20 protein-coding genes and 1 pseudogene are annotated in these 22,902 nt (G+C 53.5%); 12 read left to right on the top strand and 9 right to left on the bottom strand.

Translation table 11 applies throughout. The features are described 5' to 3' along the window. Positions 1-339, top strand: a complete 339-nt coding sequence (locus tag OCT58_RS05880; RefSeq protein ID WP_267201951.1) for a magnetosome magnetite crystal formation protein family — start codon at positions 1-3, stop codon at positions 337-339. A gap of 73 nt (positions 340-412) precedes the next feature. Next, positions 413-2,398 carry a cation:proton antiporter gene (locus OCT58_RS05875; RefSeq protein ID WP_267201950.1) on the top strand — a complete coding sequence of 662 codons (1,986 nt, stop codon included), beginning with the start codon at positions 413-415 and terminating at the stop codon, positions 2,396-2,398. A gap of 27 nt (positions 2,399-2,425) precedes the next feature. On the opposite strand, the gene OCT58_RS05870 is transcribed toward OCT58_RS05875, so the two are convergent. Beyond that, a complete protein-coding gene (locus tag OCT58_RS05870) occupies positions 2,426-3,406 on the bottom strand; it encodes an alpha/beta hydrolase (RefSeq protein WP_267201949.1) in 981 nt (326 codons plus the stop codon). A 119-nt stretch (positions 3,407-3,525) separates the two neighbouring features. Between OCT58_RS05870 and OCT58_RS05865 the strand changes: the two genes are divergently transcribed. The 3 genes from OCT58_RS05865 (at position 3,526) to OCT58_RS05855 (ending at position 6,134) form a co-directional block, all read left to right on the top strand. Then, positions 3,526-3,939 (top strand): helix-turn-helix domain-containing protein, encoded by a 414-nt coding sequence (locus tag OCT58_RS05865; RefSeq protein ID WP_267201948.1) that lies wholly within the window; start codon positions 3,526-3,528, stop codon positions 3,937-3,939. 10 nt (positions 3,940-3,949) lie between these two features. Beyond that, a complete protein-coding gene (locus OCT58_RS05860) occupies positions 3,950-4,807 on the top strand; it encodes an SAM-dependent methyltransferase (RefSeq protein WP_267201947.1) in 858 nt (285 codons plus the stop codon). Between the two features lie 160 nt (positions 4,808-4,967). After that, on the top strand, positions 4,968-6,134 hold the full coding sequence (locus OCT58_RS05855; RefSeq protein WP_267201946.1) for an MFS transporter: 1,167 nt from the start codon (positions 4,968-4,970) through the stop codon (positions 6,132-6,134). Positions 6,135-6,373: 239 nt separating this feature from the next. Here the strand turns inward: OCT58_RS05855 and OCT58_RS05850 are convergent, their stop codons facing one another. The 3 genes from OCT58_RS05850 to lplA form a co-directional block, all read right to left on the bottom strand. Beyond that, positions 6,374-6,832: a hypothetical protein gene (locus tag OCT58_RS05850; protein ID WP_267201945.1), complete on the bottom strand. Its 459-nt coding sequence runs from the start codon at positions 6,830-6,832 to the stop codon at positions 6,374-6,376. Further along, the gene (locus OCT58_RS05845; protein WP_267201944.1) at positions 6,813-7,238 is read right to left on the bottom strand and encodes a hypothetical protein; all 426 of its coding nucleotides are present in this window, start codon (positions 7,236-7,238) and stop codon (positions 6,813-6,815) included. Before OCT58_RS05845 ends, OCT58_RS05850 begins: the two co-directional genes overlap by 20 nt. A gap of 103 nt (positions 7,239-7,341) precedes the next feature. Then, on the bottom strand, positions 7,342-8,355 hold the full coding sequence (lplA, locus tag OCT58_RS05840) for a lipoate--protein ligase (RefSeq protein ID WP_267201943.1): 1,014 nt from the start codon (positions 8,353-8,355) through the stop codon (positions 7,342-7,344). Positions 8,356-8,545: 190 nt separating this feature from the next. Here lplA and OCT58_RS05835 point away from each other — a divergent pair, with 190 nt between their 5' ends. Then, a complete protein-coding gene (locus OCT58_RS05835; protein WP_267201942.1) occupies positions 8,546-9,010 on the top strand; it encodes a universal stress protein in 465 nt (154 codons plus the stop codon). 20 nt (positions 9,011-9,030) lie between these two features. Next, positions 9,031-10,951, top strand: a pseudogene (locus OCT58_RS05830) (GTP-binding protein). Positions 10,952-10,989: 38 nt separating this feature from the next. On the opposite strand, the gene OCT58_RS05825 reads toward OCT58_RS05830, so the two are convergent. The 3 genes from OCT58_RS05825 to brnQ are packed head-to-tail and all read right to left on the bottom strand — an operon-like array spanning position 10,990 to position 14,091. Then, positions 10,990-11,790 carry a Cof-type HAD-IIB family hydrolase gene (locus OCT58_RS05825; protein WP_267201941.1) on the bottom strand — a complete coding sequence of 267 codons (801 nt, stop codon included), beginning with the start codon at positions 11,788-11,790 and terminating at the stop codon, positions 10,990-10,992. Between the two features lie 3 nt (positions 11,791-11,793). Continuing rightward, the gene (locus tag OCT58_RS05820; protein ID WP_267201940.1) at positions 11,794-12,699 is read right to left on the bottom strand and encodes an ROK family protein; all 906 of its coding nucleotides are present in this window, start codon (positions 12,697-12,699) and stop codon (positions 11,794-11,796) included. 42 nt (positions 12,700-12,741) lie between these two features. Beyond that, positions 12,742-14,091: a branched-chain amino acid transport system II carrier protein gene (brnQ, locus tag OCT58_RS05815; protein WP_267201939.1), complete on the bottom strand. Its 1,350-nt coding sequence runs from the start codon at positions 14,089-14,091 to the stop codon at positions 12,742-12,744. A gap of 208 nt (positions 14,092-14,299) precedes the next feature. Here brnQ and OCT58_RS05810 point away from each other — a divergent pair, with 208 nt between their 5' ends. Continuing rightward, on the top strand, positions 14,300-15,055 hold the full coding sequence (locus tag OCT58_RS05810; RefSeq protein WP_267201938.1) for a response regulator transcription factor: 756 nt from the start codon (positions 14,300-14,302) through the stop codon (positions 15,053-15,055). Here OCT58_RS05810 and OCT58_RS05805 read toward each other — a convergent pair. Next, positions 15,048-15,482 carry a hypothetical protein gene (locus tag OCT58_RS05805; protein WP_267201937.1) on the bottom strand — a complete coding sequence of 145 codons (435 nt, stop codon included), beginning with the start codon at positions 15,480-15,482 and terminating at the stop codon, positions 15,048-15,050. The two genes, OCT58_RS05810 and OCT58_RS05805, sit on opposite strands and share 8 nt — an antisense overlap. 221 nt (positions 15,483-15,703) lie before the next feature. On the opposite strand from OCT58_RS05805, the gene OCT58_RS05800 reads away from it, so the two are divergent. The 3 genes from OCT58_RS05800 to OCT58_RS05790 are packed head-to-tail and all read left to right on the top strand — an operon-like array spanning position 15,704 to position 18,526. Beyond that, on the top strand, positions 15,704-17,125 hold the full coding sequence (locus tag OCT58_RS05800; RefSeq protein ID WP_267201936.1) for a GHKL domain-containing protein: 1,422 nt from the start codon (positions 15,704-15,706) through the stop codon (positions 17,123-17,125). A 46-nt stretch (positions 17,126-17,171) separates the two neighbouring features. Then, on the top strand, positions 17,172-18,221 hold the full coding sequence (locus OCT58_RS05795) for a cation:proton antiporter domain-containing protein (protein ID WP_267201935.1): 1,050 nt from the start codon (positions 17,172-17,174) through the stop codon (positions 18,219-18,221). Between the two features lie 59 nt (positions 18,222-18,280). Further along, complete coding sequence (locus tag OCT58_RS05790; RefSeq protein WP_267201934.1) at positions 18,281-18,526, top strand: hypothetical protein; 246 nt, start codon at positions 18,281-18,283, stop codon at positions 18,524-18,526. Positions 18,527-18,886: 360 nt separating this feature from the next. Here OCT58_RS05790 and OCT58_RS05785 read toward each other — a convergent pair whose 3' ends face one another. After that, entirely contained in the window at positions 18,887-21,298 is a 2,412-nt protein-coding gene (locus tag OCT58_RS05785) for a phosphoketolase family protein (RefSeq protein WP_267201933.1), read from the bottom strand. Between the two features lie 325 nt (positions 21,299-21,623). On the opposite strand from OCT58_RS05785, the gene OCT58_RS05780 reads away from it, so the two are divergent. Further along, complete coding sequence (locus tag OCT58_RS05780) at positions 21,624-22,736, top strand: acyltransferase family protein (protein ID WP_267201932.1); 1,113 nt, start codon at positions 21,624-21,626, stop codon at positions 22,734-22,736. The last annotated feature ends 166 nt before the right edge of the window (positions 22,737-22,902 follow it).

Raw genomic sequence — 22,902 nt, 5'->3', positions numbered from 1 at the left:
ATGCAAAACAATACCACCAACCGGATCGTGAATGCCCTGTCCTACCTTAGCATTCTCTTCCTGCCGGTCATCTTTCCACTGATCGTTTGGATCGTGGCCCGGGCCAGCGACGACCCATCCATCGTCAAAAACGCCCGCAAGGCCTTCTGGTCACAGATTTTCCCGCTTTTTTACGTGATTTTCGCGATTCTGGTCTTGAGCATCGCCTCGTTCAGCAGTACCCTCGCCCATTCCGGGGCTGTCTTTGGCATTCTGCTGACCTTTGCCCTTCTGATCGCGCTCCTGCTTTTCATCTACAACATCGCCATGGGGGTCAAGATGCTGCTGGGACGGGAATAATAAATAAGGCTGAGAAAGTGTTTCTCGGCCTTTTTCTAGTGAATGAATAAATTTTGGAGGGAGAAAAATTGACATGGAATTAGTACTCGGCACCATCCTACTCCTGGCCGCGGTGATCGCCGCCAACGTTGTCCACCTCATCTATCCGCGCATCCCCTTGGCGATCTACCAAATCGTTGCCGGGATCTTGTTGGCCAGCCTGCCCACGAGAGCGACCAACTTCACCATGCACCCCGAATTGTTCATGATGGTAGTGATCGCGCCATTAATGTTCAACGACGGGCAGAACCAGTCCTTCCGCTATCTCTCGAAGAATACCCGCGCCATCTTCTCAATCGCCATCATGCTCGCCCTGGTCACGGTCATTGTTGCTGGCTGTCTTTTGCATCTGGCCATGCCAAAGGTCTTCCCGCTGGCCCTGGCCTTTACCCTAGCTGCCATCATCACCCCGACCGACGCGGTGGCCGTCAAATCACTGACTACCAATGTCACCATGCCGGAAAACGTCAGTGGCGCCCTTGAATACGAGTCACTGTTCAATGACGCCTCCGGAATCGTCCTCCTCGACCTGGCCCTGACCGCCTACCAGTCCGGCCAATTCTCGCTGAGTCATGGGTTATGGATCTTTGCCTACGTCTTTTTCGGCGGAATCATCTTCGGGGCCGTTCTCGGCACCATCCTGATCAAGTTGCGGACCGGGCTGATGCGCAACCACGTCGACATCGGCTCGATCGTGATTCCGATCAACGTCATGACGCCCCTGGTGGTCTACTGGCTGGCCGAAGAATTGCACTTCTCCGGCATCCTGGCCGTCGTCGCCGCCGGAATCGTCCACAGCATTCTCTACGACCGCCTGCGCCTGACCTCGACCAAGGTCCAGATCGCCACCACCACCATCTGGACGATCATCAGCGACGCCTTAAACGGCCTGGTCTTCGTCCTCCTCGGGGTTCTTTTGCCCCAGGTGCTACGACGGACCAGCCTGCTCAGTCTCACCAAACTGATCGTCATCGCCCTCCTGCTCTACCTGGTCATGACGGCAATGCGCTTCGTCTGGGTTCGCTGGCGGCTCGTCCAGATTGGCTCCACCCCGGAAAGCCTCAGCAAGGACAGTCTGCTGATGGCAATCGGCGGTATTCACGGAACGATCACCCTCTCTTTGGCCTTCTCACTGCCGGTTGCAATCAACGATCACGCCTTTGTCTTCCGCAATTCGATCATCCTGATTGCCGCCATCGTGATCCTCATCAGCATCCTTGTCGGTGCCGTGGCCTACCCGCTCCTGTTGCCGGCCAAGGCCAAGAGCTTTACCGAGGAGGAATTTCATCACCAGTTGACGGCAACCGTCCAGTACGCGATCAACCAGCTCAATGACCGTTCCACCGCCCACCGGGAAAAGGCGGTCGTCATCGACCAGTTGAGTACTCAGCTTAATCTCTACCATCAGTTGGACCAGCAGCGTTATCAACAGCTCATGACGGCAGCCCACCAGGTCGAGCTCGACACCGTGGACCAGCTCAACGCGGACGGGGTGATCACGGATCAGGAAGCCAACTTCTACGCCCGTTTCATCAGCCACGCGGTCTTTCGCCACAGTCAGCACGGCTTCTGGGAATACTTCCGTCTGCTTTGGCACCGGATCAAGTGGCGCCACTTCCAGCGCAGGCACCTCCAACACCACTTCGACCAGAATCCCCAACTCAAGCAGGCCGTCCAGGATCAAATGGCCGCCGCCAAGCAGAACCGGCAGTCAATCCAGCGAATCCTTAAGATCACCAGCAAGAAGGTCAACCAATACCTGCAGAGCGTCGAGACTCCCGAAAACGCCAATGAGGTCGCCCTGGTTCGCCGGGCCTACCTCCAGCAGCGGGAACTCTTCTCCCGGGGCCAGGAGCTTGACGGCGACACCGTCAACAGCCTCTTCATCGACGCCTTCCAGTATGAACACAGCTACGTCCAGGAGCGCCAGGCCGCTGGCAAGCTGAAGCCGGAGCTGGCCAACGCCCTCAACGAACAGATCTCAACCGACGAACTTGTCTACGTTCAGTCGCTAGACTAAAAAAGTCGCGCCCGCAAGCGCGACTTTTTATTTTACGTACTGATTCAAAAACTGAGCGACCTTCTTTGGGTACTCGTGCGGGTAGTGGGCATAGGAGGCCGCGTGCTTAGCGCCCTTCGCTATCCAGAGCTGCTTGGGTCCGCGGGTGGCTGCGTAGTTCTGGTAAACCATCTTCGTCGGCACGAAATGGTCGTCGCCACCGTGAATGAAAAGCATCGGCAAGTGGTTGTGGTGCAGCATTTTAAGCGAACTGGCCTCACTGGTGAAGAAGCCGTTCTTGGTCCGATTGATCCCGCTCAAAACGGCAATCAGTGGTCCGCGAATAAACTTCGGTAGGTGATAGAGGTTCCCCGCCTCGTAGTTGAGCTCCGCATTCAGGCTGGTGTAGCCGCAGTCCTCGACGATCGCCTTGACCTGGTGCGGCAGGTGAAGCCCACTGGTCATCATCGCGGTGGCCCCGCCCATGCTGGTCCCGAAGATAACGACCTGACTCTTAGTTCCGTTGTGTTGGATCAACTTATTCGTCCACTTCCGGACATCATAGCGTTCCGGCCAGCCGTAGCCGATGTACTTGCCCTGGCTCTGCCCGTGGGCCCGGGCATCCGGCATTAAGACGTTATAGCCCATTTGGTGAAGCATAGCCGCATACTCGCCCATCTTTTCCTTCCTGCCCATGAAGCCGTGAAGGATGACGACGTTCTTGGTTGTCTGGTGGGCCGCCGGCAGGTAGTCCGCCACCAAGCGATAATGCCCGCTGGCGGACTCCATCGTCCAGTTCTGCTTGTGGGCGTGCTTAAACCACATCTTCTGGTCATAGAGCGGATCAGACCGGCTGATCCGGTTGGAATTATTGATGAAGGACTTGTGGCTCGGCACCATTGCGACGTTGAAAAAGTAGGCGCCCGCCGCCAGCATGGCCACCACGATAACGGTGATGATCCCAATCAGCCAGTTGCGCAGCGGATGACGTTTCTTCTTAATTGCAGTATTCAAAATAGTTAACCCCATGTCATATTTTTGATAATGGAAACAGTTTAGCACACTTTCCGTGGTTTTGCATATTGTTTTTCCTGCCATGGCGGCGGAGCAATGGTAAAATAAGAATGATATAGTAAGGGAGTGAGCGAATGTTTCCAGAAAGACTGCGCGCTTTACGAAAGGGCCAGAAAATAACCTTAAAAGAACTTGCCGAACACCTCAACGAAAATCTCGGGCCGGGGGAAAAACCCAACACCGCCTCCCAGATTGGCAACTGGGAGCGGGGCATCCGGACCCCGTCCTATATTGAGGCCCGCAAGCTTGCCGAATTTTTCAACGTGAGTCTCGACTACCTGACCGGGAAAACCGATCGCAACGACTTCGATCTTGCCAAGCTTTTCTTCTCCGATCGGGACCTGACCTTTAACAATACGATCCTGTCGAGCGATGACCGCTACGAGATTTTCCAGCTGATCGACGGCTACCTCAAGGGCCGCAACAACCGGCATGACACTGATAAGTTCTACGGCAAACAGGAACAATTGAACCTTAAACTCAAGTAAGGAAGACGCAATGAATCCAAAACAACTGAAAAAATTAAAGAAACGGGTCAAAAAGGCCCACCGCACGGTCCAACAGTCACCCTACATTGCGGAATTGACGCGGGACCGGGAGCTCTTCAACGACTTTCCGCCGGTCACCTACTTGATCAACAACGCCCTGGAGAGCGACCGCCTGCTTAAAGCCGGCCTCCTGCCCCAGCCGCTGCCGACGATGCTGCTGCCGGACAATATTCAGGACACGATTTTCCAACGGGTCAACCAGCAGTATCCCCAAGGTGACCCCCGTGGCGATCGCCTGTGGAATAAATATAACGAAGAGTTGCCCAAGCTCGATGCCGCCCTGCGGAACTTCCGCGACTACCTCGAGGACACTTACGGAATGTGGTCCTACGTCAACGCGCCCTTCGCCCATGCCCTCTCCGATTACCTGAACGGGGCACCGGTCCTGGAGATCATGGCCGGCAACGGCTACATCTCCAAGGGGCTCCGCAACAATCGGCCGACCCAGCAGATCTACACCACCGACAGTCAGGACTGGGTCAAAGAGAACGAGACCGGCAAGCATCCGGTTACCGCAATCGAAAAGCTCGATGCCATCAGCGCAATCAAGAAGTACGGCGCCCAGGTGGATTACGTCATCATGTCCTGGGCTCCCGACAAGGGTGACGCCGATTGGCAGGTTCTCCAGTTGCTGCGCCGGGACTACCCGGACGTCAAGCTGCTGGTGATCGGCGAAAGAAACGGGGCCACCAATTCCAAGCAGTTCTGGCAAGAGGCCGTCTTGAGTCAGGATGAAGCCCTCAAGCGCGTCAACGTTCAGCTGCACTCCTTCGACCTGATTGACGAGCAGGTTTACCTCGCCAAATAAGTGAAATAACGGACAGATTAAAAGGCCGGGATCATCATTTTTTTGAAGATCCTGGCCTTTTCCTCTAGAATTGTTGCCCATTCTCGGATACACTAGATTGAGTCTGAATTTTTAAAGAAAGGAAGTTCGACGGCCACGCTGCCTGTCGACGGTGATCACCATGAAATATCGCCTGCAAGCTATTCTCTTTGTCTTCGTTGCTTTCATGCTCGGCTGTAACGAGTACATGATTGTCGGGGTCCTCCCTGACATTGCCCATGAGTACCACGACTCCTTGTCTGCCCTGGGGCTTTTGGTAACGGTCTTTGCCTTGATCTACGCCATCTTTACCCCGCTCATTACTTCAATGGCGAACCGGTGGAAACGGCACCACGTTCTGCTGACGCTGATGGTGGTCTTCTTTGTCGGCAACACCTGGTCGGCGCTGGCCACAAACTACGTCTCCCTCCTGCTCTCGCGGATCCTAACGGCAACGGTGGCCGGAGCAATCATCTCGATCGTCCTCGTAATGGCTAGTTTTGTCGCCCCACGGGAGAAGCGGGCCAGCCTGGTCTCCTGGGTCTTTGCTGGCTTTAGCATCGCCTCGGTCATCGGGATCCCGATCGGGACGGTCATCAGCACGACCTTCTCCTGGCACGACAGTTTCTGGATGATTACCGTCTTAACGATCTTCGTCTTTGCCGGCCTGGTCTGGCTGGTACCGCGGGATACGCCCCAGTTCAAGAGTACGCTGGGCAAGCAGTTTGCCCTGCTCAAGGACAGCCGGGTGATTCTTGGAGTGGTCTTCATCGTGGCGATCTGCGCGGCCGACTACTCGATCTACACCTACATCCGGCCATTGATCACCAACGAGATGGGCTTTAGCAACGCCTGGCTGAACTGGCTGCTGTTCGGGATGGGGATCTTCTTCATTATCGGCAACAAGTTCGGCGGCTTCCTGGCTGATCGCGGTGGGGTCCACCGGCTCAGCGGAATCTACATCGCAATGACTATCCTTTACCTCGCCTTTGGTCCCCTGCTGAGCTTCAAGTGGATCGCGATCCTGGTCGTCGCCCTGCTCTGCGTGGCCTTCTCCTGCTACGGTTCCTCGACCCAGCTGATGTTTCTGGACATCGCCGAAAGAGACTATCCCCAGTCTCTTGACCTGGCCTCGTCGTTGAACTCGATTTTTGCCAACATCGGCATCTCACTGGGCTCCTTCACCGCTTCGACCGCCGTCCAGTTCGTCCCAATGCGCGACCTCGGTTACGTCGGTTCCCTCTACGGCATCCTGGCCACCGTCCTGGTGATCATCCTCAGCAAGAAGTACACGGGGATGAGATATTAAAATTTATCACAAGGTATGAAAAAACACGGCATCAAATAAATGATGCCGTGTTTTTGTGTGTATTGATACTATCTCAGGGTCACCGGCGACGTCCACTTCGCCAATGCCCAGGCGCCCCACAATCCGGTGGGTTAACGCGCCCCACAATCGAAAAAGTATTGGCAGTAATTTGGGTTGCTACCAGACCTCTCGACTCATCGCAAAATCTATTATAGCTCGTCATTACCCAATCGGCAAGCCTAAGCCCGGGCCTCCATCACGTCGGCCAGGTGCGCGGCAACCCACTGCTGAGCCTTGGTAGTCAGGTTCGCAACGCTGCCCGCCTGATCGGTTTCGTTAGCCAGTTCATCGATCCGCAGCCCGGACTTGTTGACGTCGTCGCTCTCCATCACCAGGTAAAGGTTGACCGGGTAGGCCGGGCCCTTATCCAGCAATTTGGGCACTAGGCGCTCAGCCTCTTCCATCGGCACGTTGATCAGGTTGGTCTCCAGACGCAGGCTGACCGGGTCCCCCTTCTTCATCTTGACATTGACCAGGTACTGGCCTAAGTACCCCTTATCCAGCTGGTCAATCACGAACTCGATTCCGGCTTTTAATGTCGTCTTCTGTTGGGCCTGGGCCGCCGTCTTGTCGACCGTCTCCTGTTCAACCTTGTTGGTAGTCAGCAGCTCAAGGTAATTATCGACCGTTAGTTTCATTCTTCTTCGCCTTCTCCATCAACTTCTCAATCCGCATCTCCGTGTATTCGTGGCGCTGCTTGAACCCGTAGTAGACACCCGCGGCACCGAGCAGGATCCCGGCAACCCCAAGGGCCTCGACAAACAAGCCATAAGCGCTGGTCCGCGGCCGCACCATCTCAAAGGCGGCCAGGCTGGCGATCGCAAAGTAGAGGTCAATAAAGATGGTCGCGTAGCCGCAAAAACGCATCTTGACCAGGGCCAGGCCGTCGACCACTCCGGCCAGGATGATGAAGACTAGCAGCCGCGGCCAAACGGCCATTGACGTCAGGGATTGCCCGTGTTGGATAAACATGATGGCATCGAGAACCATGGCCACGACCGCCGCTACGGAAGACACGGCAATGACTTTATCAGAATTTTTCATTGATATTTCTTCTCACTTTCTCGTGAACTTGGCGGTACGCAAAATGGGACTACCACCAATCGTGTTATAGTCCCATTCTACTAGATATTCTGCTAAAGCTCAATTAGGCCAGGAGGTCCGCAATCTCATCGGTCGGGATCCCGGTAATGTATTGCTGGGTGCCGGCGTCTTCTAAGACCTTCTTAATAGCATCGTGGTCGTACTTGACGCCCTTCAGCTTGTCGGCCAGTTCGGTAACGTCCTTTGGTCCGAAGAAGTCACCGAAGAACTTGATGTTTTCGATCACGCCGTCCTTAACGTCGATCCGGGCATCAATCGTCCCCATATCGAAGTGCTTCCGCCGCTTCGTCGTGAACTCAGGGTTCTTGCCGTAGACCCAGTCCCAGTTGTTGTAGTATTGTTCGTAGATCTTATCAATTTCCTTTTGGTCTTCAGGGGTAACCACGTACTGCTTATCCTTGATCTCGTCTAAGCTGTCAACGTGGAAGAGGCCCTTGATCAGATCGTCCCGGAAGGTTGGAACGTCAATGTTTTGATATTCCTTTGCCAGATATGGTCGCAGGTTCGTAACCCGGGAACGAACGGACTTGATCCCCTTGGATTCGATCTTATCCTTAGTAACGTGAAGGGCATCGGCAACCACGCTCAGGTCAACATTGAGCATCAAGGTCCCGTGGGAGAAGGTCTTACCGTTCCGTGAGTACATGGCGTTGCCGGAGAACTTCTTACCATCAACCAGGATGTCGTTTCGGCCACTGACCTCGGCACTGGTAGCTCCCATCTTGTGAAGGACGTCAACGATTGGCTGGGTGAAGGACTTGAAGTCCCCGAATTCCTCGCTGTCGCTTGGAACCACGAAGGAGAAGCACAGGTTCCCCATGTCCTGATAAACCGCGCCACCACCGGACAGTCGCCGGGTTACGCGAATGTTATGTTCCTTAACATAGTCCTGGTTGATTTCTTCCTGCGTGTTCTGGTTCCGGCCGACGATGATGCATGGCTCTTCATAGTAGAACAGCACCAGTGGCTCGTTACCGAAGTCCTTGTCGTTCATCAGATATTGTTCTGTAGCTAAGTTCATCCCGATGTTGTGGGACGTCATTGAAACATAACGCATAGTGTAACCCCTCTTTAATATAATCATACTAAATGCAGTGATCTGTCATTTAGTTTCCATTAACGTAGTGTAGTCTTCTTCGCAACCGTTTTCAATTATTTTCACTCGAAACAGTTAATAATTATATCGAAATGCAGGAAAAGCCCTTATAATATAGGTGATTACCTAACATTTAAAGGAGTTCTTGATTATGGCAAACGACTTCCAATACCACAACATCATGGTCGCCGTCGATGGGTCCCAGGCTACCAGCCAGGTGCTTGACGCCGCCATCGACAGTGCCCTGCGTAACAACGCCCACCTCGACATCTTAAACGTCACCCAGGTCGATCAAATTACCGACGGCTACAGTAACGCCGTCCTCAGTGAAAAGCAGACCTTCGATGCCGTCCATACCACCCGGGAACGGCTCGACGACCTGAAGGCCAAGGCCGAAAAGGCTGGGCTCAGCGACGTTAGCATTCACATCCGGTTCGGCAACCCCAAGCGGGTCATCGCGCGCGAATTCCCCAAGGACCACCACAATGACCTGATCGTGATGGGGACCACCGGCTTGTCCGGCGTGGAACGCTTCGTGCTTGGTTCGGTTACCAACTACGTCAACCGGAACGCCCTCTGCGACGTAATGGTCGTCCAGGTCAAGAAACAAAAGTAATTTCCGAGGGGGAATTAATCGTGAAGAAAATCGTTACCGGCATTGTCGCCCACGTTGACGCCGGTAAGACCACCCTTTCGGAGGTCCTCCTGTACAAGACCGGGGCCCTGCGCAAACTCGGCCGGGTTGACAAAGGGGACGCCTTCCTTGATCCCGACCAGCTGGAAAAGCAGCGGGGCATCACCATCTACTCGCACGAGGCTCAATTTACTTACCAGGATCTGGCGATTACCCTGCTCGATACGCCTGGTTATATCGACTTCGTGGCCCAGACCGAACAGGTTCTCCAAGTTCTCGATTACGCAATCCTCGTGGTCGACGCCACCAGCGGGCTGACCGGCAGCACGACCAGTCTCTGGCGGCTGCTCGAGCGCTACCAGGTGCCGACCTTTATCTTCATCAACAAGGTTGACAGCGTCGGCGCGGATCCCCAGGCGGTACTCAGCCAGCTGCAAAGCCGCTTCTCCGCCGGTTGCCTTCCCTTCGATTCACCGCTAGCCTCCGGGACCATTGAGGACATTGCCAGCCAGGATGAAGAAGCCCTCACCGAATACCTGGAAAACGGCGAACTAGCGGACCCAACGATCCAGCGCCTGATTAAGCAGCGGCTGGTCTTTCCGTGCTACCGCGGCTCGGCCCTCAAGCTCACCGGGATCGACCAACTCTTGGCGGGATTGAAGCGCTGGACGCTACCCTTTAAGGCTCACCAGGAATTCGGCGCCCGGGTCTTCAAAGTTTCCCACGACGGCAATGATCGCCTGACCTGGGTCCGGGTCACCGGCGGGAAGCTTTTGGCCAAGGCCGAATTGGCGGACGGGCAAAAGGCCGATCAACTGCGGGACTATAATGGCCGCAAGTTTACTATCCAACAGGAGGTCGCACCTGGGGACGTCTGTGCCATCGCCGGGCCAAGTGCAACCTTCCCTGGTCAGGGGCTCGGGAGTGAGCAAGACCAGGATCAGGTCCAATTTCAGCCGGTCCTGACCTACGCCGTCGATCCCCAGGGCAACGATCTTCACCGCTGTCTGGTCGCACTGCGGCAGCTAGCCGACGAAGATCCCCAGCTGCGGGTTTCCTGGAGCGAACACCTCCAGGAAATCCACGTCAATCTGATGGGGACGGTCCAGCTGGAAATTCTCCAGCAGCTGCTCGACCAACGTTTCGGCCTCCAGCTCGGCTTTGATCAGGGGCAAATCCTGTATAAGGAAACCATCACCGGTCCGGTCGAGGGCGTGGGGCATTTCGAACCCCTGCGCCACTACGCGGAGGTCCATCTCCTGCTGGAGCCCGGCAAGGCCGGCAGCGGCGTGCAAGTGGCCAATACTTGCCGGACCGACGTGCTCAGCCACAATTGGCAGGAGCAAATCATGACCAGCCTGGGGGCCAAGGAGCACCTGGGCGTCCTGATCGGGGCCCCGCTGACCGACGTCAAGATCACCCTGATCGGCGGCCGCGGCAGCATCGTCCACTCGGTCGGTGGCGACTTCCGCGAGGCTACCTGGCGGGCGGTCCGTCAGGGGCTAATTGAGCTGCGGGCCCAGGGCAAGTGCCAGCTGTTGGAGCCGCGCTATCGCTACCGATTGACCCTGCCCCAGGAAATGGTCGGCCGGGCGATCAATGATCTTCAGAAGATGCACGGCAGCTTCGAATTGTCAGCCGAGGGAGCGTTGACCACCATCACCGGTACGGCCCCGGTGGCCACAATGCGTGACTATCAGCAGGAGGTTCGCAACTATACCCATGGCCAGGGGCAGCTCGAATGCATCGTGGCCGGCTACCAGCCCTGTCACGACGCGGCGGCGGTTGTTGAACCATGCCTACGATCCGGTGGCCGACCTCGCCAACACCCCGGACTCGGTCTTCTGTGCCCACGGTGCTGGCTACCCCGTTCGCTGGGACCGGCTGCCAGAGATGGCGCACTTTCCATACCGGAAGAAGTAAAAAATCATCTTTGCCAAAATGGCAAGGATGATTTTTTATTACTGTTCTAAAATTTGTGTCAACTGGTGCAGGACGGCCTGGTCGTCGTTCGTGCCGATCACCTGGCTGGCCGCCCGCTGAACATTGGCCGGAGCGTTACCCATCGCATAACTGGTTCCGGCCAGTTCAAACATCTCCAGGTCGTTTTCACCGTCACCGAAAGCCACCAGCTCCGCGGGATCCAGGCCCCACCGGTTGAGGAGAAGCTTGAGGCCGTACGACTTATCCATCCCCGGGATAATCAGGTCGATGGCCCCGTAGCCGCTGGCCGTGGCCCGGATGATCCCGGCAAAACGGGTGTCAATGGCATGCGAAATCTCCCGCAATTGAGTTGGCGGAACCGTCAGAGCAAATTTGAAAATCAGGTCGTCCTGGATATCCGCAAAGGTGCTGATCTCACGAACGCGGGTGTAAAATTGCCGCATCCCGCGCTTGAAGCCCTGGGGTGCGTCCTTCATCACGTAGGCACTCTTCCGCCCGCAAATAACACCGTGAACCCCCGGCAGCTGAGCAACGTATTGCCAAACCGCCAGAGCGTTTTCCGGAGTCAAGCGACCACAGTGCAGCTCCTTTCCCCGGTCAATCGTCAGAACCCCGTTCTCCGCCACGAAGGCCAGCTGCTCGGCCTCTGCTGGGAAAAGACTACGCAGGAAGTAATACTGGTTTCCGCTGGCCACGATGAAGCGGATCCCCCGAGCGGCCATCTTTTGGTAAACCTGGCGAAACAGCGCCCGATCATAATCCCGGCTATTCGTTAAAAAGGTCCCGTCAATATCGGTTGCTACCGCACGAATTGTCATCAATCATTCCTCCTCGATCTTCAATAACAGGCCGTACAAGGCGCCCAGCAGATTGGCCTCGTTTCCAAAATGGGCCGCCATGATTGCGGGCATTTGAATGTCATCATGCAGGCGGCGGTCCTGAGCCTGCAACTGTTGAAACTGGTGCTTAACCTCTGTAATCAAGATCGGCTGGGCACTAATTCCCCCGCCGAGCAGGATCCGGTCCAGGTCGACCACCGCCTGAATATTGACGATCAGGACCGCTACCTTCCGGCAAAAGTCGCTGAAGATTTTCCAGGCGGCCGGGTTATGACGGTTGATTTCGAGAAAAGCCCGGCGACCATCCTTGGGGTCGGGCAGGTAACAAGCCTGGGCGACCGCCATGATCATCCGCACCGCCGACGTGCTGGCCCCCACCGTGGCCGTGTGGGGATCGGCAAAGTCGGCGTTATTGATGATCGCGCTCAGCTCTCCGGCGCGGAAGTGGGGCCCGTGCAGCAGCTGGCCGTTGATTACCATGCCGCCACCCACCGAGGTTCCCAGGGTAATCACGGCACCGTTGGCTACATCCGTGAGGTTGCCCAACCACATCTCGGCCAAAGTGGCGCAGTTGGCGTCGTTGCCGACATAGACCGGCCGGCCCGCATAGCGCTGCAGGTAATCTGCCAGGGCAAATTCCCCCATGAAGCCCAGGGCACCCGTGAACCGGACCTCACCCGTCGTGGGATTGACGATGCCGGGCACGCTGACGCAAAGGGCTGCTACGGCCGGCTGGCGATCAACAATCGTCGTCAGGGCATGCAGGAACGGGGCCTTCTGGTGCGGCGTATCCACCCGTTTTTTAACAATAATGTTGCCTGAATGGTCGATGACGGCGCTTTTAATGGCTGTTCCACCCACGTCGATGCTCAAGTATTGCCGCTGCATCCTGCTCACTTCCTTGCGCTTAAATTCTACTCATATTATACACTACTGCCGACGGAGCGTTAGCCGCCAGCAGACCAGTCCGAGGACGGTGCCGACCAGGGCGAAAGGTAGCCAGCCCAGTCCCAGATCATAGAGTGGCAGGCAACGCTTGGCAAAACTGATCAAGCTCTGACTGCCACTCAAGTCTCGGAGAACCGGTGGGAAGGAGTTGACCATGTCAAAGAGCGCTGGTACAAAGGTGAAAAGCAAGGCGCTTCGGTAAACAACCGGGGCGTTACCGAAAAAGGGCGAAAACATCCCCAGCAACACGAGGACGATCGCCAACGGATAGAGCAGCATCAACACCGGTGTAGACCAGAGAACGATCTTGTCCAGTCCTAAATTAGCGATTGCAAAGGACAAAAGACAGTTCATCCGCAAAAAGGCCTTGTAGGAAATCTTTGGAAAACGCTCGTGGAAATCCTGGGAAAAAGCAATCGCTAGCCCCATCGCCGTCGTCATGCAGGTGATCGTCGCCAGCGTCAGCAGAAGGGCGTTGCCGAAGTCTCCCATATAATAGTGGGCCACCTGGTTGAGCGTCGTCCCCCCGTTTTCGGCGATCGCAAAGTGGTGCCGGCTGGTGGTGCCCAGGTAGATCAGGCCGAAGTACATGATCCCGACCCCCAGGCAACCAATCAGGCCGCCCTTGGTGGTGGCAAGGGAAACCGCCTTGCTGCCTTTAAAGCCCATTTGAGAAATTGCTGCAACAATTGTCACCCCGAAGACCAGCATGGCAAAGGCGTCCATGGTGTTATAGCCTTGGAGAAAGCCACTGGTAAAAGCGTGGTGCACGTAAGCCGTCGTCGGCTGCGGCGTTGACAGTTTTCCCATTGGCCAGATGAAGGCTAGCAGGAAAATCACGAAGAGCATCACCAAAAAGACCGGGTTTAAGACCTTGCCGATAATCTCGGTGATCTTGCCCTCACGCGTCGCAAAGAAGTAGACCAGGAGGAAAAAGGCCCCGGTATAGAGGGCTAATCCTACTGGTTGCATCTTGGCGCTCAGGTAGGGCGCCACCCCAATGGCGTAGGGAACCGTTGCGGAACGGGGCGTGGCGCAAAACGGCCCGATCGTGGCGTGGACCAGCAGAAGAAAAATCAGGGCAAACCAGGGCCCGACCGGCAGGGCCAGCTCAAAGAGGCCCCGTGACCGGGTGATACTGATTGCCAACAGGGCAAAGAGCGGGAGCAGCACCCCGGAGAGGATAAAACCCGCCGCGGCCGGCAGCCAGTTTCGCCCGGCCAGCTGTCCTAAGTGGACCGGGAAAACTAGGTTGCCAGCACCGAAGATCATTCCAAAAATCAAGGAGCCGATGATCAGGTAGGTCTTACTCGCCGTTTTGAATTTATTCATGTTACTTCATTCCAATCTTTTTTAATAACCGGTCTATTATAGCATAGTGCCCAATTGAGCAAGCTCAGGCTCCAAAACGGTGGCGTTCACGTAACTGACGTTTTTTTCAGTGAACGGCACAAAATTCTCCTGGCCCCCCGTCAAAGATAGCGGTTTGCACGAATAGTTATTATTATTGTCTTAGTACTTTTTTACGGGAGCAATTTAAATGAATATTTTTGTCTTAGAGGACCAGTGGATTGAACAACAATACCTCAAAAAGGTCCTGGAGCGGATTAGTACACGGCTCCATCTTACATCCTTTAATATCACTATCTGGTCGTCGGCTGAGGAACTAGTCACCAATCTGCCTACTCCCAGCGTGCAAAACGTTTATTTGCTGGATCTGGAAATCAACGGTGACAAAAAAGCTGGCCTCAAGCTCAGCCAGCTGATTCGCCAAAACGATATTTTGGCTACTATTATCTTCATCACCGTTCACGATGAATTCCTCCCGACCACTTATAGCTACCGGACCGAGGCGCTGGATTTTATCGCCAAGGATCAAGACAACATTGAGGAGCGCCTCTCTAAGGACTTCCAATTTGTCGTGGAAAAAATCAATCATGGTCCCCAGCCACGGCCAGTCTTCAAAACGGCCGCAGGGTATTTGCGAATCAACTTTGCTAACATTCTCTACCTCGAGCCTAATCCCACCAACTCGCACCAGGCCCTGCTGCATACCGTCGATCACCGGGTAATCACCGTTACCGGGACCCTGAACGAGCTCGAAAAACAGTTTCCGACGCTTTTTCGCTCGCACCGGCACTTCTTAATCAACCCGACCCTGGTTGTTTCAGTCAACCTTGGTAATCACACTCTCCAATTTAAGGGTGAATCACGCACTTACCCCTTCTCACGGTTGCGAACCAAGGAGCTTTTAAAGAACCTCAAGGAGCTGAATCAGCCCTTCCAGATCATTTAGTCACCCCACCGCTGCTGTTTAGCCAGCGAAAATATTGGACCTGGGGCTTGTCAGTAACGTAGCACCGGCCGCTATATTTAAGCTTTCCTGTTTTTGTCTGACAGTTTAACACTATTTCCGGTGAGGTCTTAAGCGTAAAAGTACCGTTGGCGCGGTCATCAATATACTGAAATTGCGGTGCCCGGCGATAATCATTATCCGTTCGAAGATGGGAAACTAGCGCTGCCGTGCCGCGAATTTCATTCGCAGTTGACTTTTTTTCAGCACCGATTAGATAAAATTTGGAAACGACCCGTTGGTGCCGGTCAAGCAGCTCCACCTCCTGCGGTGCGGAGTTGATAAAGGTCGAGTAGGAGAGGATTTGATTGTGTTGAATAATTACTCCTAAAACCACCATCGCTAAAAGAATCCCAAAAGTTGCCATCATTGCCAGTCCACGCCGTGAAAGACGGTGCGTGGGGCTGGCTTTTTTGGTTGAATGGGGCAAGGGCGCGCCGCAATTACTGCAGTGCTGGCTGCCAATGACATTCAGCTTGCCACAGCGGGGGCAGGTAACACTAAGATCATGATTCATTATTGAATTCCTCTCATCATAAAATAGTATAATTAAAGTATACATCGATCTTAACAGAAAGCAGTTAACTATCTATGACATATTTCAACCTCATTAATCCCTTTACCCTGACGCCCTCGCTCGGTTTTTTAATCGTCTGGGCCGTTAAGATTTGTGTTTTTTATCCGCTCACCTTCTGGGGGACTTTTAAGCACCTCGGCCAGCGCCATGTACCGTTTGTTCTCTACCTCATGATCGCCCTGGTCGCCTTCTTCTTACCCTTTAACTTCTTGTTAAACGACTACCTCCTGATCACCCTGATGATCAGTCTCTACTACTTCTTTGCCAACCACTCCGGCGAAACCCTGACCGATCTGGTCGCCACTTTTTCTTTCAGTGCCCTTCTCGACTACCTCGCCTTCCTGATCGGTTCATACGGTCTTGGGATCTGCAAGGTGCTTTTTTCTTTCGCTGGGACCCCGCTTTACTACCTCTTAGTCAATTTTCTCGTTCTAATCAGTTATGGAATTGCCTTGCTGCTGGTACGCGTTTTGCGGCCATTTTTCCAACGTTATCTGGCGCGCCTGCGCGGTCAGCACATCCTGGCTGAGTGGCTCCTCAGCCTTGCTTTTTTGCCGCTGAGCTACTATCTTTACTATGCTCAGTACAACCATTACCTGATGCAGTCACCGACCATGTTGACCGGTGCAACATTTCATAATGCCTCGCCCGTTCAAATCAGAGCCATCGCCCTTCTTGAAGTCATCATCTATGTTCTGCTGGTACTGTTAGTCATGGAACTGGTTAGTCGTTACCTGGCCAACCGTGACCGGGCCAACTTCGCCGATTACCGACTGGAGAGTCTGACCCGCTATACCAGTCAACTTGAGGTAATGAACGACGACCTGCGCCGCTTTCGTCATGATTATAAAAACATTCTTTACAGTCTCACCAGTGCTCTGGAGACTAATAATCTCGAATTTGCCAAGCGCTCCCTTGCCCAGCTGTCTGCCGCGACCAATAAAAGCATTGATGTGCCAACGGGGATCATCGGTCCGTTGAAAAATATTCAGGATGCGGGACTCAAAGCCGTTATCTTTAACAAGATCTCAACGGCCATGGAAAAAAAGATCGCTTTGCAAGTCGAAATTGTTGATCCGATTGACTTTAACAAAACCATGGAACCCGTCGACACCATCCGGATCGTCGCCATCCTGTTCGATAACGCGATCAAAGCCGCCGCATCCGCTCCGCAACCCCGTCTCGACCTCAGCCTGTACGAAAACGAGTTTGCCCAGTTCATTATCGTCGGTAATTCCACCGTTCACCAGGTTGACCTGGCCGCGCTCGATCACGCCAGTCAAACCGTCAGCATCGTTAACAACCACCACTTAGGCTTGCGTAACCTGCGGATTATCCTCGCCCGCTACCCCGGTGCCAGCAACGACCGGCGCGCAGAATCGCACTGGTTTGAGCAACGAATCATTATTCCAAAGCGGCAAGAGAAGGCCAATTAATTTCTGCTCTCATCCAGCAGCCACTATTATTTAAGGGATCATCATTATGTTACTTTCTTTCATTACCATCGTCAGCGCGGCCGTCTTTGCCAGCATCCTCGCCGGCTTCATTCCCCGCCTGTCCGTCAATTACGTCTGCATGCTCTTCGGAATTATCATCGTTGTCATCGCCCCGCTCAACCACCTGGTAACCAGCTTCGATGCTGAACTCTTCATGTACATTGTGGCACCGTTGATTTACTTTGAGGGGCAGACCACCCGGCTCAATGCCGTCCGCCAGTCGCTTGGCAAGATCATCGGCACCGCAGTCGTCCTGGTCGTCGCCGCCATGGCCATTTCCGGCTCACTGCTTGCACTCTGGGGGGTTCCTGCGGCGCTGGCCTTTCTGATTGCCGCCCTGAGCACTCCCACCGACGCCACCGCCACCACGGCCGTTTCGACCGGTCTGATCGTTCCAAAACGGCAAAACGACCTGCTCAAGATGGAGTCGCTCTTCAACGACGCCTCCGGAATCATCCTGATCACCGCCTGTACCCTCTGGATCCAAAACGGGGCCTTCCAGTACCAGTGGACCATTCTTCACTTCTTTACGGCGGCAATCGGGGGCATCTTGATCGGGATCGCGGCGGCTCTGGTGATGATCACCTTCCGTCGGGGCCTGCAGCAGCTGAATTCCTGGGCGGCCAACGCCCAAAACATGCTCTTCATCGCGACCCCCTTCGTCGTCTACTACTTGGCGGAGGAGCTCCACGTTTCGGGGATCATCGCGGTCGTTTGCGCCGGGCTGATGCAAAACAGTGAGAGTGCTAGCTCCCGCTTCATCCATCCGCGTCAGTATCATAACGGGGTTGTCCTGATGGGGATGCTCCAAGAACTGTTAAACAACATGGTCTTCGTCATCCTTGGTATCATCGTCTCCCGGGTAGTGTACCAGGATCTCGTCACTCGAAGCTACAGCAGCAAATGGCTTCTAATCGGCTTGGCCCTCTACGTCGTTAACGTCATCATCCGCTACCTTTACGGCCGTCTAGTCACCTGCCCCGGCGCGGTAGTCTCATTTTTGCCCTCGGTGGGGTTCGGGGCGCCGTCACGTTAGCCCTGGTCTACTCGGTTGCCGCCAGCGTCAGCACGCATCAATTCAACCAGGTCATCCTGGTGGAAACACTGGTCGTCCTCCTCAGCATGATCGTACCGTCCCTACTCTTCCCCTTCTTGCTTGAACACGACATCTCTGAAAAAGAGGTTGCCCGCCGAATCGTCAGCATCAAGGAAAAGATGGTCGAAGAGGGAATCAAGGCCGTCGAAAAGATCTACCTGCCGCCGACGATCCGCGCCAACGTTCTCTACGACCTGCGTGACCAACAGTCAAATAACTCCTTTAAGAAGTTTTGGCAACACTAGCTCCACACTAGTCGCCAGCCGGAACTCTCACCCGGCGAAAAGGAAATGGAGCAGCGGGCCTTACGCTGGGCCTTTCGGGCGGAGCGGGAATACCTAGACATGATTTCACAAAAGGAAAATCTTCGCGACTATGTCTACCAGCTCTATAATGGCGTTCTGCTGGCCGAGTCGATCCTGATCGATCCCGACAACGAGCTGCGCTAAGGATAAATAAGCACTTTTTTGAGATTTGAGGCCCGATAAATCTGCAGGTTTATCGGGTCTTAAATTTTAAAATTAAGAAATCAAAAAAAGCGTACCAGCACGCAAATGCTAGTACGCTTTTTGATTTATTAAGTGTTTAATTAGTAATCAGGCAGATTACTTAAGACCCTTCCAAGTCCAGTTGGTAACTTCAGGCATGTCCTTACCTTCTGAACGGATGTAGTGGTTGTGCTTGTTGATCATGTTGTCCATCTTGGCAACAAAGGCAGCACTCTTCTGTTCGTAACCAGCTACGCTTTGGATAGCATCCTTAGCAAGGTGGTAACGGTCAAGTTCGTTCAGTACACGCATGTCGAATGGCGTGGTGATGTCACCATTTTCTTCGTATGAGTGAATGTGAACGTTGTGGTTAGCACGTTCGAAGAACAGAGCCTGGATCATGTCACGGAAGCCGTGCCATGCGAAGATCACTGGCTTGTCGGTCGTGAAGTAACGGTTGAATTCAGCGTCGTTCAGACCTTCAGGGTTCTTGTCGGTGTTCATCAGCTTCATGATTTCCACGATGTTGATGTAACGAATCTTCAGTTCTGGGAAGTTGTCGTGCAGAATGTCGATTGCGGCAAGCGCTTCTTCAGTTGGTTCAGTACCAGCAGAAGCAAAGACAACATCTGGTTCACTACCCTGGTCAGTAGATGCCCAGTCAACGTAGCTCAGACCATTGTCAACCAGTTCAGTAGCTTCGTCAATGGAGAACCATTGTGCACGTGGGTGCTTGGAAGTTACGAAGATGTTGATGCATTCTTGGTCGTTGAAGGCCTTGTTGGAAACAGCCAACAGAGAGTTGGTATCAGCTGGCAGGTATTCCTTAACGAGGTCTGGACGTTCCTTTTCGAACATGTGAGTCAGCAGACCTGGATCCTGGTGAGTGTAACCGTTGTGATCCTGCTGGAAGACCGTTGAAGTATCAACGAAGTTCAGGGCAGGGTATTGCTTACGCCAGTACATGTCCTTAGCCTTACGTAACCACTTCATGTGTTGAGTCAGCATGGAGTCAACAACACGACCGAATGATTCGTAAGTTGCGAAGAAGCCGTGACGACCAGTCAGGGTGTAACCTTCGAGAAAACCTTCAGCCTGGTGTTCGGACAGTTGAGAGTCAATCATCCGACCAGAGTGAGCCAGGTTTTCATCGTTTGGTTCGTGGATCCCTTCCATCCATTGACGCTTGTCATCGTCAAGGAAGGCGTAGAGACGGTTAGACTTGGATTCGTCAGGACCGAAGCCACGGAAGTTGTCAGGGTTCAGTTCAGCCATCTTGCTGAGGTACTTACCCCATTCCAGCATGTCCTGCTTTACAACAGAACCTGGAGTTTGAACGTCAACGGCGAAGTCACGGTAGTTAGGCAGAACCAGTGGCTTAGGGTCGATCCCACCGTTAGTGATTGGGTTCATTGCCATCCGGTGGTTGCCTTCTGGTGCGTTTTCTTCAACCAGTGCTACTGGGTGACCGTTTTCGTCGAACAGTTCTTCTGGCTTGTAGGACTTCATCCAGTTGATCAGCAGATCCTTGTGTTCCATGTCATCCTGGGATACCGGAATTGGAATCTGGTGAGCACGGAAGGAGTTTTCGATCGGGTTGCCGTCGAGGTCCTTCGTTGGGCCAGTCCAGCCCTTTGGAACACGGAAGATGATCATTGGCCATTGTGGCAGAGAGTCATCGTTGTTTTCACGAGCATTCTTTTGAATAGCCTTGATGTCTTCGATTGCTTCGTCCATCGTCTTGGCCATTTCTTCGTGAACGTCCATGTGATCCTTGTAACCGGAGAATTCACCATCACGGTCAGCTTCCTTGTATGCGGAAACGAAGAATGGCTTCCAGCCCATTCCTTCGAAGTACTTAGTCAGTTCTTCGTCGCTCATCCGGGAAAGGATGGTTGGGTTAGAAATCTTGTAACCGTTGACCTGGACGATTGGTAATACGGCACCGTCCTTGATTGGGTTGATGAACTTGTCAGAGAACCATGAAGCAGCCAGTGGGCCGGTTTCAGCTTCACCGTCACCGATTTCAACAGCGGCAATTACATCTGGGTTGTCCAGAATTGCACCAACACCGTGGGACAGGGAGTAACCCAGTTCCCCACCTTCGTGGATGGAACCTGGAACTTCTGGTGCGGCGTGGGATGCAGTACCACCAGGGAAACTAAAGTGCTTGAACAGCTTAGCCATACCCTTTTCGTCCTGAGTAAATTCAGGGTAGATTTCGGTGTATGAGCCGTCCAGGTATGAGTTGTTCATCATAACCTGGCCACCGTGACCGGAACCTTCGATGTAGAACATGTCCAGGTTGTACTTCTTGATAACCCGGTTCAGGTGGGCATAAATAAAGTTCTGTGGAACAATCGTACCCCAGTGACCAATTGGCTTTGGCTTAACGTCTTCAGCCTTCAGTGGCCGACGCAGCAGTGGGTTGCTCATTAAGAACAAAGTACCTGCTGAAAGGTAGTTAGCGGCACGCCAGTAAGCGTCAACACTTTCCAAGTATTGCTTGGAATCGTAATCTACTGCCATTCTAATAAACACTCCTTCTGAATAAATCAATACGTTCGTGTGCTTCAAACAACTAACGTAAATCATTCAATTTACATCTTTTATGATAACCGTTTTTCGTTTAAAGTCAACCTTTTTCAAAATTGATACGGTCCAATTATTAAAATTTAACTTTTTTAGCTTTTTCTTAACCAAATCCGGCTCGAAAAAATGGCACAAAATCCCTTCATACCAACGATTTTGTTGGTTTCATAGACAGATTTTACCAACTGTCAATTTTGCCGAACGACAAGTGTCATTCAGTGGTACCCTAAAGAAGATTCATTTACGAAAGCGGGGGACAAACTTGCAGCAATTAGGTTTTAACGGTGCGGCCGATATCGGGGATTTTGCGAAGATGTTTGCCGTCACCACGGTGATGACCCAATCCGTCATTTCTTTTCTAATGACTGAATCCCTTCCCGTCGGCCAGCAGTTCTTCCTCGGCGGAATCTACGAAACGATTAAGTTCAGCGCCTCCACCTTTATTTTTGGCATCCTCTTCTCCACCATTCGGACTCATCCCAATGCCGGTTGGAAGAACTACCCCCGTTTCATCAGGAATCGTTGGCATCTTCTCTTCGTTCCCTCCATTCTCTGGACCGCCGTTTATTTGCTTCTCGTCCCCCAGCTTCAGCAACACCGCCACTACCACAACCTGGCAACCTTCTGCTGGCAGTTTCTCAACGGAAATGCGGCGCCCCACCTCTGGTACAACGTGATGATGCTCCAGTTTATTATTCTGATGCCCTTTTTCTGGACCCTAGCGCGTTGGATCAACGGGCAAGGACGGCGGGCACTGATTGCGGGTGGTCTTGCCCTCGGCTTCGAGTTTATCTGGAACTGCGTCTATGCCTGCCAAGTCTTTCACGGTCCCGAGGCGCGGGCTTGGTACATGTTCGACCGGGTCTTCCCGAGCTTCATTGTCTTTGCGGTTTGCGGAACCATCCTCTGGCAATGCTACCCCAACATCACCGAATTTATGCGGCGCCACTGGCTGACACAGGTCCTCGTCTGGCTGATCCTGCTTTACTACGTTACCCTGAATTTCTTTGGCTATGGGCTGCCGGTCAGGCTGACCAACGCTCCTTATTATTTACCCTCGATGATTTTCTACAACCTGGCAACAATCGGTCTGATCGCCACCTTTGCCCTTTATATGCAAAAGTTTCGCAACCAGTGGCTGCCGTTGATTCACTGGATCGCCCTCTACGCGCACCGGGCCTATCTATCACACGTTTTTTGGCTGTACTGGTGCTGGCATCTGACCGCTAGCTGGCACCTGCCGCTGGTGATCCGGTTCCCACTTTTGATCTTCTTGACGATCGTCCTTGCCTTTTGTTCGGCCTACTCTTTCCACCAGATCTGGGTAAAAATCAAAGACCTGCTAGGAATTCATCGCCACATTACCAATGGCTAGTATATAAAAAGTCTCGCGGACTTTTTTCGCGAGACTTTTTCATATGGCAGATTGCAAGAAATAACTTGAACGAATTTAATGACGTAAATTAAGCAGGAAGATCTCGATTGGTGTGCGCCAGTTAAGACATTTAAGTGGCCGGGAATTCAGATACCAATTGATTTGA

This window comes from Limosilactobacillus kribbianus, assembly GCF_026413145.1.
Taxonomy (GTDB): Bacteria; Bacillota; Bacilli; order Lactobacillales; family Lactobacillaceae; genus Limosilactobacillus; species Limosilactobacillus kribbianus.
This window is presented reverse-complemented; position numbering and strand designations above follow the sequence as displayed.

What these genes read in the sequence shown, in the direction of transcription:
- OCT58_RS05880 (WP_267201951.1), top strand. Translation starts at nt 1, where the DNA reads ATGCAAAACAATACCACCAACCGGATCGTGAATGCCCTGTCCTACCTT.
- OCT58_RS05875 (WP_267201950.1), top strand. Translation starts at nt 413, where the DNA reads ATGGAATTAGTACTCGGCACCATCCTACTCCTGGCCGCGGTGATCGCC.
- OCT58_RS05870 (WP_267201949.1), bottom strand. Translation starts at nt 3,406, where the DNA reads ATGGGGTTAACTATTTTGAATACTGCAATTAAGAAGAAACGTCATCCG.
- OCT58_RS05865 (WP_267201948.1), top strand. Translation starts at nt 3,526, where the DNA reads ATGTTTCCAGAAAGACTGCGCGCTTTACGAAAGGGCCAGAAAATAACC.
- OCT58_RS05860 (WP_267201947.1), top strand. Translation starts at nt 3,950, where the DNA reads ATGAATCCAAAACAACTGAAAAAATTAAAGAAACGGGTCAAAAAGGCC.
- OCT58_RS05855 (WP_267201946.1), top strand. Translation starts at nt 4,968, where the DNA reads ATGAAATATCGCCTGCAAGCTATTCTCTTTGTCTTCGTTGCTTTCATG.
- OCT58_RS05850 (WP_267201945.1), bottom strand. Translation starts at nt 6,832, where the DNA reads ATGAAACTAACGGTCGATAATTACCTTGAGCTGCTGACTACCAACAAG.
- OCT58_RS05845 (WP_267201944.1), bottom strand. Translation starts at nt 7,238, where the DNA reads ATGAAAAATTCTGATAAAGTCATTGCCGTGTCTTCCGTAGCGGCGGTC.
- lplA (WP_267201943.1), bottom strand. Translation starts at nt 8,355, where the DNA reads ATGCGTTATGTTTCAATGACGTCCCACAACATCGGGATGAACTTAGCT.
- OCT58_RS05835 (WP_267201942.1), top strand. Translation starts at nt 8,546, where the DNA reads ATGGCAAACGACTTCCAATACCACAACATCATGGTCGCCGTCGATGGG.
- OCT58_RS05825 (WP_267201941.1), bottom strand. Translation starts at nt 11,790, where the DNA reads ATGACAATTCGTGCGGTAGCAACCGATATTGACGGGACCTTTTTAACG.
- OCT58_RS05820 (WP_267201940.1), bottom strand. Translation starts at nt 12,699, where the DNA reads ATGCAGCGGCAATACTTGAGCATCGACGTGGGTGGAACAGCCATTAAA.
- brnQ (WP_267201939.1), bottom strand. Translation starts at nt 14,091, where the DNA reads ATGAATAAATTCAAAACGGCGAGTAAGACCTACCTGATCATCGGCTCC.
- OCT58_RS05810 (WP_267201938.1), top strand. Translation starts at nt 14,300, where the DNA reads ATGAATATTTTTGTCTTAGAGGACCAGTGGATTGAACAACAATACCTC.
- OCT58_RS05805 (WP_267201937.1), bottom strand. Translation starts at nt 15,482, where the DNA reads ATGATGGCAACTTTTGGGATTCTTTTAGCGATGGTGGTTTTAGGAGTA.
- OCT58_RS05800 (WP_267201936.1), top strand. Translation starts at nt 15,704, where the DNA reads ATGACATATTTCAACCTCATTAATCCCTTTACCCTGACGCCCTCGCTC.
- OCT58_RS05795 (WP_267201935.1), top strand. Translation starts at nt 17,172, where the DNA reads ATGTTACTTTCTTTCATTACCATCGTCAGCGCGGCCGTCTTTGCCAGC.
- OCT58_RS05785 (WP_267201933.1), bottom strand. Translation starts at nt 21,298, where the DNA reads ATGGCAGTAGATTACGATTCCAAGCAATACTTGGAAAGTGTTGACGCT.